Raw genomic sequence first — 8,499 nt, forward strand, 5'->3', positions numbered from 1 at the left:
TGTCCTACTCGCCCGGCAGCGGCGGCCGGCCGCCCACCGTCCCGACGGCCGCCGCGCCCGCCCGGCATCCCGCCGCAGCGGCCGCCGTGTCGTTCGCGCCCGCCAGCCGCGCCGCGAGGAAGCCGCCGGTGAACGCGTCGCCCGCCCCGGTGGAGTCCACGGGCGCCCGCACCGGCGCGGCCGGAACACGCCCGGTCACCGCGCCCCCGGTGGCGAGCAGCGCCCCGTCCTCGCCGAGGGTCACGACGACCTGACGGGCGGGCATGCTCAACTTGGCGGCCGCGTCCGCCGGTTCGGGCAGTCCGGTGAGGAGCAGGGCCTCGTCCGCGTTGGGCAGCAGGAGGTCCGCCTCCTCGGTCAGGGCCAGGAACCGGTCGACGCCGAGACCGGCGAGGAAGCCCGCCGACGCGGGGTCGACGCTGACCGGGATGTTCCGCCGCCGGGCCTCGCGCAGGGCGAGCAGGGCCGTTGCCCGGCTCGTCGCGGCGAACAGCAGGTAGCCGGAGAGGTGCAGATGGGCGACCCCGTCGAGCAGCGACGGCGACCAGTCGTCGGGGGACAGCCGCAGCACCGCACCGCTGTCGGTGAGGAAGGTGCGCTCGGCGGTGGAGTCGACCAGGGCCACGACGGTCGCGGTCGGCGCCTGTTCGTCCACCGCCAGCAGCCCGCGTACCCCCGCCCGCCGCAGCAGGTCCCGGTGCCAGTCCGCCGAGTCGGAGCCGACCCGGGCCAGCAGCCGTACGTCACGGCAGCCCGCCCGCACCGCCCAGCAGGCCACGTTGGCCCCCGCGCCGCCCGCCCGCGTCCGGATCGCGGCCGCCGTGTCCGTCCCGTGGACCAGCGCCGATCCGTGCCGGGCCACCACATCGGTGACCACGTCCCCGACGACGAGCAGGCCGCCGGTCACCGCGCCGTCCAGGCGGTGGCGATGCGGGCGGCCAGCGCCACGTTGCCGCGCACGGCCGCGAGATTGGCCTCCAGCGAGGCGCCCCCGGTGTGCCGCGTCAGATGGTCGAGCAGGAACGGTGTGACCGCCTGCCCCACGACGCCCCGCTCCCGGCACGCCTCCAGCGCCTCGGCGAGCACCCGGTCGTGCAGGGCGGGATCCAACTCCTCCGCACGCGGTACGGGGTTGGCCACGATCAGGGCCGCCTCCGGGCCGCCGAGCGCGTCCTGCGCCCGCATCACCTCGGCGACCTCCTGCGGCGACCGCACCGTCCAGTCGACCGGTTCGCCAGAACTGCTCAGGTAGAAGCCGGGGAACCGGTCCGTGCCGTAGCCGAGCACCCCGACCCCCAGGGTCTCCAGGCGTTGCAGCGTGGCCGGCACGTCCAGGATCGACTTCACGCCCGCGCACACCACGGTGATCCCCGTCCGGGCCAGCAGCCGCAGGTCCGCGGACTCGTCCTGGGTCTCGGTCCAGCCCCGGTGCACCCCGCCGAGCCCGCCGGTCGCGAAGATCCGCAGCCCGGCCCGGGCCGCGAGGAACGCGGTCGCGGACACGGTCGTCGCCCCGCTCGCGCCCGCCGCCAGGGCCGGGGCGAGGTCGCGGTGGCCGAGCTTGCGCATCGCCGGATCCTCGGCCACCCGCTCCAGCTCGGCCTTGTCCAGGCCGATCCTGGCCCGGCCGTCCAGCACGGCGATGGTGGCGGGAACGGCCCCGGCCGACCGCACGAGCCCCTCCAGCTCCCCGGCGACCCGCAGATTGCGGGGGCGGGGCAGACCGTGGGCGATGATCGTCGACTCCAGGGCGACGACGGGCCGGTTCGCGGCGAGGGCCGCCCGCACCTCGGCGGAGAGGACGGGGGCGTGCGGGCCGGAGCCGGGGTGCGCAGTTAGTGACATGTCCACATCTCTGTCGCGGGCGGACGGGGCTCAAACGTGTGGCGACGGCGTGCGCCCGCGCACGGAACGGCCGATGGCGCAAAACGACCCACCACCCCGTGCCCGTACGCCCGTTAGGGTCGGCGCACGCAGTCCGCGACGACTCCTGCCCCCGCCACCGTGCGCCGCTTCTACGACCTGGCCGCCGGCTACGACCTCATGTACGCCGAGTGGCAGGCGAGCATCGAGCGCCAGGCGGCCGCGCTCTGCGACCTGATCAGCGCGTCACTCGGCGGCGGGGAGGGCGTCGCGTACGACGTGCTGGACTGCGCCTGCGGCATCGGGACCCAGGCGCTGGGCCTGGCCGCGCGCGGACACCGGGTCACCGGCAGCGACCTGAGCGCCGTCGCGGCGGGCCGCGCCGCAAAGGCGGGGGTGCGCTCGGCGGCGCGGCGACCGGTGTCCGCCCCCGGCGGGCTCAGGCCGTGGCGGGGCGGGCCAGGGGACGGCGCAAGGCCGGCGCCGCCATGGGCAGCGGCTGCGGCAGGACCCCCTCCAGCGCCAGCAGCTGCCGCTTGGTCTCCAGGCCGCCGCCGAAGCCGCCTATCCCGCCGCCGCGCTCCACCACCCGGTGGCACGGCACCACGACCGGGGTGGGGTCTCGCCTGTTCGAGCGAAGCCGAGAACTCGGGGAAGGATTGGAACCCGTCGCCGTGCCCACCGCCTGGGCCGCCCCCGGCTGCCCGACCCGCTCGGCCAGCTCCCCGTACCCGGCGACCGCCCCGTACGGCACGCCCGCGCCGGCTCGCGCAGCACCTGGCGTGGCCGGTTCCGGCCGGTGAGCGAGGGGTCAGGTGCCTGGGCGGGTGGCCGCGCGCACCACGTCGGGGGTGTTGGTGATGATGCCGTCCACGCCCATGCCGTTCACCTGGCGTGCGTGCGCCGCGTCGTTGACCGTCCAGGTGTTCACCTGGAGCTTCTTGTCGTGCGGCCCCTTCAGGGCCTGCACCGCCGCCACGTAGTCGGCCGACAGGGTGGCGTAGGACGGGTTGATCTGATCGGTGAACGCGGCGTACGCGGGCAGCTCGGCGACGGCCGGGGTGCCGAGGAAGCCCGTGACCACGTCCGGACGCAGTTCGTGCACCGTGCGCACACTGTCGGCCCCGAAGCTCTGGATCACCAGGCGGTCCCTGACGTGGCTCCGGTCGAGCCAGCCCTCCTGGTTCAGCACCTGGAGGGTGGCCCGCTCGATCCCCGGGTAGATCTCGGGGCTCTTGATCTCCAGGAGCAGGTTCTGCCGGTTGTGCCCGATCCGCTTCAGGTACTGGCGGAGGGTCGGCACCCGGGTACGGGCGTACTGCGGACCGAACCAGCTGCCCGCGTCCAGCCGGGAGATCTCGGCGGCCGTGAAGTCCTTCACCGCCCAGGGCGCGCGGTCCGGGAACACCTCCTCGGCGTTCGTCGTCCGCTTGAGGTCCGTGTCGTGGATGACGACCAGCACCCCGTCCTTGGTGAGCTGGACATCGTTCTCCACCCAGTCGAAACCGAGCGCGTCGGCCCTGTCCACGGCGACGAGGGTGTTCTCGGGGGCATAGGCGGAGGCGCCCCGGTGGGCGAAGACGCGCGGGCCGCGTGCCGTGGCGTCGGTGGCCTGGCGGACCGGGGCGAGCCGGGCCGCCGGCCGCCGGGCCGCGGGGGTGTCCGTGACCGGCGTGCCGGTGCCCGGCATCAGCAACGTGCCGGCACCCATCAGGGCGGCAGCGGCGACGGAGGCGGTAGCGGTGCCTGCGTACACGTGGACTCCTAGCGTCAGAGTTGCGGACGGCCCGAGCGTCCCAGGCGCCCCCGAACGGGGAACAGGCGAAGGATGGCCACCGTGTGAACGCCCCCGAGGACCGCGTCATGTGCCGTTGTCCCCGTCCATGTCCCGGTCTATAAAATGCAGCTCTTCTGTTTGTTTGCCGGGCCTTGCGCCTTAGGGTCGTCCGAACCCGGGCTTGCTGCTGCGAAGGGCGTACAAGGATGCAGGGCACAATCGACGGCTTCAGCTATGGGGCGGTGACCCCGGCGGCGGCGTTCCTCATGGCGTGCCTCGGCGCGGCACTGGGCCTGCGCTGCACCACGCGGTCACTGCGTACCGAGCGTTCCTTCAAGGCCGGGTGGCTGGCTCTCGGGGCGACCTCCATTGGTTCGGGCATCTGGACCATGCACTTCATCGCGATGGTGGGCTTCTCCGTCGACGAGGTGCCGATCGGCTACGACAAACCGATCACGTTCGCCGGCCTCGCCGTCGCGATCGTCATGGTCGGCGTCGGGATCTTCCTCGTCGGGTACCGGGGCGCCACCCGCATGGCCCTGGTGACGGGAGGCACGATCACCGGGCTCGGTGTGGCCTCCATGCATTATCTCGGCATGGCGGGAATGCGGCTTGATGGGCAGTTCGAGTACGACACGGTGACCGTGGCGCTCTCCGTCGTGATCGCCGTGGTGGCCTCGACCGCCGCGCTGTGGGCCGCCGTCTCCATCCACGGCTTCCTGCCCAGCCTCGGCGCCGGCGTCGTGATGGCCATCGCGGTGAGCGGCATGCACTACACGGGCATGGCCGCCCTCCGCGTCCACCTGCACCCCTCCGCCCTCACCACAGGGCACGCCCCCGGGGACAGCGCCACGTCGCTGCTGGTGCCCATGCTGCTCGGCCCCGCCTGCTTCCTGCTGCTGGCCGGGGTCGTGGTCATGTTCGACCCGCTGGTCGTCATGGGCACGCCCGACTGGGACGACCCGTCCACCGCGCGCGGCCGGGCCCCCGGAATCCCGGCCCAGCGCCAGGTCCCCCGCTTCGGCACGCACGCCGACCCGGCGTCCTTCCACGCCCGGCCGCGCGACGCCGTACAGCCCGGGGAGTGGTGAGCGGGGCCCGGCACGGCCGCTGACCGACCCCGTTGTCAGTGGGGGGTCGTACGGTGGTTCCATGCGGCCAGTCTCGAAGATCGAACGTACGGTGGCGCCTTTCGAGGTCGTCAGTCCCTACCAGCCCAGCGGCGACCAGCCCGCGGCCATCGCCGAGCTGGAGAAGCGCGTCCGGGCGGGTGAGAAGGACGTCGTGCTCCTCGGCGCGACCGGCACCGGCAAGTCCGCGACCACCGCCTGGATGATCGAGAAGCTGCAGCGCCCCACCCTGGTGATGGCGCCGAACAAGACCCTCGCCGCCCAGCTGGCCAACGAATTCCGCGAGCTCCTGCCCAACAACGCCGTCGAGTACTTCGTCTCGTACTACGACTACTACCAGCCCGAGGCGTACGTCCCGCAGTCGGACACCTACATCGAGAAGGACTCCTCGATCAACGAGGAGGTCGAGCGGCTGCGCCACTCCGCGACCAACTCGCTGCTCACCCGGCGCGACGTCGTCGTGGTCGCCTCCGTCTCCTGCATCTACGGCCTGGGTACGCCGCAGGAGTACGTCGACCGGATGGTCCAGCTCAAGGTGGGCGAGGAGATCGACCGCGACCAGCTGCTGCGCCGCTTCGTGGAGATCCAGTACACGAGGAACGACCTGGCGTTCACCCGCGGCACCTTCCGGGTGCGCGGCGACACCATCGAGATCTTCCCGGTCTACGAGGAGCTCGCCGTCCGCATCGAGATGTTCGGCGACGAGATCGAGGCCCTTTCCACCCTCCACCCGCTCACCGGCGAGGTCATCAGCGAGGACCAGTCCCTCCACGTCTTCCCCGCCAGCCACTACGTGGCGGGCCCCGAGCGCATGGAGAAGGCCGTCAGCGGCATCGAACAGGAGCTGGAGCAGCGCCTGGCCGAGCTGGAGAAGCAGGGCAAGATGCTGGAGGCCCAGCGGCTGCGCATGCGCACGACGTACGACATCGAGATGCTCCGCCAGATCGGCACCTGCTCCGGCGTCGAGAACTACTCGATGCACTTCGACGGCCGTGCCCCCGGCACCGCCCCCAACACCCTCCTCGACTACTTCCCGGAGGACTTCCTCCTGGTGCTGGACGAGTCGCACGTCACCGTGCCGCAGATCGGCGCCATGTACGAGGGCGACGCCTCCCGCAAGCGGACCCTGGTCGACCACGGCTTCCGGCTGCCGTCCGCCCTGGACAACCGCCCGCTGAAGTGGGAGGAATTCCTCGGACGGATCAACCAGACGGTCTACCTCTCCGCCACACCCGGCAACTACGAGCTGTCCCGGGGCGACGGCTTCGTGGAGCAGATCATCCGCCCCACCGGCCTCGTCGACCCGCAGGTCGTCGTCAAGCCCACCGAGGGGCAGATCGACGACCTGGTGCACGAGATCCGCGAGCGCGCCGAGAAGGACGAACGGGTCCTGGTCACCACCCTCACCAAGAAGATGGCGGAGGACCTGACCGACTACTTCCTGGAGCTCGGCATCCAGGTCCGCTACCTCCACAGCGACGTCGACACGCTGCGCCGCATCGAGCTGCTGCGGGAGCTGCGCTCCGGCGAGTACGACGTCCTGGTCGGCATCAACCTCCTGCGCGAGGGCCTCGACCTGCCCGAGGTGTCGCTCGTGGCCATCCTGGACGCCGACAAGCAGGGCTTCCTGCGCTCGGGGACCTCCCTGATCCAGACCATCGGCCGCGCCGCGCGCAACGTCTCGGGCCAGGTCCACATGTACGCGGACAAGGTCACCCCGGCGATGGCGCAGGCCATCGACGAGACCAACCGCCGCCGCGAGAAGCAGATCGCCTACAACACCGAGCGCGGAATCGACCCGCAGCCGCTGCGCAAGAAGATCAACGACATCGTCGCCACGATCGCGCGCGAGGAGGTCGACACCGAGCAGCTGCTCGGCACCGGCTACCGCCAGGCGAAGGAGGGCAAGGCGCCCGTGCCCGCCCTCGGGAAGCACGCCGTCCCGGGCGACGGGAAGGCGGCGAGGACCGGCAAGGCGGCCAAGGCCGGCCGGGGCGGTGCGGCGGTCACCGACCGTCCGGCGACCGAGCTCGCCGGGATCATCGAGGAGATGACCGACCGGATGCGCGCCGCCGCGGCCGACCTCCAGTTCGAGGTCGCCGCCCGACTGCGCGACGAGGTGGGCGAGTTGAAGAAGGAGCTGCGCCAGATGCGCGAAGCGGGTCTGGCCTGACGTGCCGGCCGGTGTGTTGCAGGACCGACACAAAACGACCCGGGGCCTTAGCGCGGGTGACACCACTGCGTAGGGTGCTGGGAAACCGCGCAAGGACGGTTGCGGGGACAGCGGAGAGGGGACAGCGCGTGACGGTCAACATGACCAAGGGTCAGGCCATCAGCCTGCAGAAGAGCGACGGGGGGACCCTGACCGCGGTACGGATGGGGCTCGGCTGGCAGGCGGCACCGCGCCGCGGTCTGTTCGGTTCGCGCACCCGGGAGATCGACCTGGACGCCTCGGCGGTCCTGTTCGCCGACAAGCAGCCGGTCGACGTCGTCTTCTTCCGGCACCTCACCAGCGACGACGGCTCGGTCAAGCACACCGGGGACAACCTGGTCGGCGGCGCCGGCTCCGGCGGCGACGACGAGGCGATCCTCGTGGACCTCCAGCGCGTCCCGGTCCACATCGACCAGATCGTCTTCACGGTGAACTCCTTCACCGGCCAGACGTTCCAGGAGGTGCAGAACGCCTTCTGCCGCATCGTGGACGAGACCAACGGCCAGGAGCTCGCCCGCTACACGCTGGACGGCGGCGGGCAGTACACCGCGCAGATCATGGCGAAGGTGCACCGCGCGGGCAACGCCTGGAAGATGACCGCCATCGGCAACCCGGCCAACGGCCGCACGTTCCAGGACCTCATGCCGGCGATCCTGCCGCACCTGTAGACGGCGCCGGACCGACCAGGTCCGCATCACGGTACGCGCAGCTCCCGGAGGCATCGGCCGCCGGGAGCTGCACCGCATCACAGCACCCTGCGCGCCGCCCGGCGTGCACACCTGGCACAGACCCGCACCACGCAGCAGCAACTCGTCGAGGGGACAGGGCAATGACGGCCGAGCTGGTCCGGGGGCAGAACCACACCTTGCCCCAGACCCGTCTGGAGATCCGGATATCGGCCGGGGCGCCCGTCGTGGCCGGCGCCACGCTCGGCGACGAGCACGGCAGGGTGCACGGCGCCGAGTGGATCGCCCACCCCGGATCGCCGCAGCTGCACGGCCTCGAAGTCTCCCGGCAGGCCGCCGCCGACCACCGGCTCGCCGTCGACCTCGACGCCCTGCCCGACGGGGTGCACCGGGTCACGGTGCTGCTGGCCCTGCCGCTCGGCGTGGGCGGCCCGACCCGGTTCGGGGCCGTCGCCTCGCCCTTCGTCGCCGTCACCGGCCTCGACGGCGACGAGATCGCCACGTTCACCCTGACCGGGCTCGACACCGAGTCCGCGGTCGCCGCCCTGGAGCTCTACCGGCGCCAGGGCGCCTGGAAGGTCCGGGCGATCGGCCAGGGCTACGCGGGCGGTCTCGCCGCCATGCTCGCCGACCAGGGCGTGGACCGGGCCGCCGAGCTGGCCGGGATGATCCAGGAGGCCGTCGCCCGGGGCCTGGCCCGCTCCGTGGCCCCGCCCCCGCCCCGCACCCCGGAGGGCGACCGGGTCAGGCACGCGCCCACCCCCGCTGCCGCCCCGGGCGACGGGCAGCCCCCCGTTCCGCCGCCGGCTCCGGCCCGGTCCACGCCACGGT

Annotated in this window: 7 protein-coding genes and 2 pseudogenes; 5 read left to right on the top strand and 4 right to left on the bottom strand. The window is 72.6% G+C overall.

The annotated features are described in order from the left end of the window. Positions 1 to 4: 4 nt before the first annotated feature. Both E6R18_RS03805 and E6R18_RS03810 read right to left on the bottom strand, forming a co-directional pair. Positions 5 to 907: a PfkB family carbohydrate kinase gene (locus E6R18_RS03805; RefSeq protein ID WP_136315389.1), complete on the bottom strand. Its 903-nt coding sequence runs from the start codon at positions 905 to 907 to the stop codon at positions 5 to 7. Further along, positions 904 to 1,845 carry a pseudouridine-5'-phosphate glycosidase gene (locus E6R18_RS03810; protein ID WP_136315390.1) on the bottom strand — a complete coding sequence of 314 codons (942 nt, stop codon included), beginning with the start codon at positions 1,843 to 1,845 and terminating at the stop codon, positions 904 to 906. The genes E6R18_RS03805 and E6R18_RS03810 overlap by 4 nt, the downstream gene beginning before the upstream one ends. A 198-nt stretch (positions 1,846 to 2,043) precedes the next feature. Between E6R18_RS03810 and E6R18_RS34645 the strand changes: the two are divergent. Then, positions 2,044 to 2,253, top strand: a pseudogene (locus tag E6R18_RS34645) (class I SAM-dependent methyltransferase); the annotation flags it as partial. Between the two features lie 49 nt (positions 2,254 to 2,302). On the opposite strand, the pseudogene E6R18_RS03820 reads toward E6R18_RS34645, so the two are convergent. After that, positions 2,303 to 2,667: pseudogene (locus tag E6R18_RS03820) on the bottom strand (MGMT family protein); the annotation flags it as partial. Positions 2,668 to 2,674: 7 nt separating this feature from the next. Further along, positions 2,675 to 3,619: a glycerophosphodiester phosphodiesterase family protein gene (locus E6R18_RS03825; protein WP_136315391.1), complete on the bottom strand. Its 945-nt coding sequence runs from the start codon at positions 3,617 to 3,619 to the stop codon at positions 2,675 to 2,677. Positions 3,620 to 3,846: 227 nt separating this feature from the next. On the opposite strand from E6R18_RS03825, the gene E6R18_RS03830 reads away from it, so the two are divergent. The 4 genes from E6R18_RS03830 to E6R18_RS03845 all read left to right on the top strand — a co-directional run. Further along, a complete protein-coding gene (locus E6R18_RS03830) occupies positions 3,847 to 4,731 on the top strand; it encodes an MHYT domain-containing protein (RefSeq protein WP_136315392.1) in 885 nt (294 codons plus the stop codon). 61 nt (positions 4,732 to 4,792) lie between these two features. Further along, complete coding sequence (gene uvrB, locus E6R18_RS03835) at positions 4,793 to 6,943, top strand: excinuclease ABC subunit UvrB (protein ID WP_136315393.1); 2,151 nt, start codon at positions 4,793 to 4,795, stop codon at positions 6,941 to 6,943. Between the two features lie 128 nt (positions 6,944 to 7,071). Then, positions 7,072 to 7,650 (top strand): TerD family protein, encoded by a 579-nt coding sequence (locus tag E6R18_RS03840; RefSeq protein WP_136315394.1) that lies wholly within the window; start codon positions 7,072 to 7,074, stop codon positions 7,648 to 7,650. 161 nt (positions 7,651 to 7,811) lie between these two features. Continuing rightward, positions 7,812 to 8,499: TerD family protein (locus E6R18_RS03845; protein WP_168712271.1), on the top strand; the 688-nt coding region annotated here is incomplete at its 3' end.

Source organism: Streptomyces sp. A1277, from assembly GCF_004795015.1.
Classification (GTDB): Bacteria; Actinomycetota; Actinomycetes; order Streptomycetales; family Streptomycetaceae; genus Streptomyces.

Excerpts from the sequence above, each read along its gene's own strand:
- E6R18_RS03810 (WP_136315390.1), bottom strand. The coding sequence starts at position 1,845 with ATGTCACTAACTGCGCACCCCGGCTCCGGCCCGCACGCCCCCGTCCTC.
- E6R18_RS03830 (WP_136315392.1), top strand. The coding sequence starts at position 3,847 with ATGCAGGGCACAATCGACGGCTTCAGCTATGGGGCGGTGACCCCGGCG.
- uvrB (WP_136315393.1), top strand. The coding sequence starts at position 4,793 with ATGCGGCCAGTCTCGAAGATCGAACGTACGGTGGCGCCTTTCGAGGTC.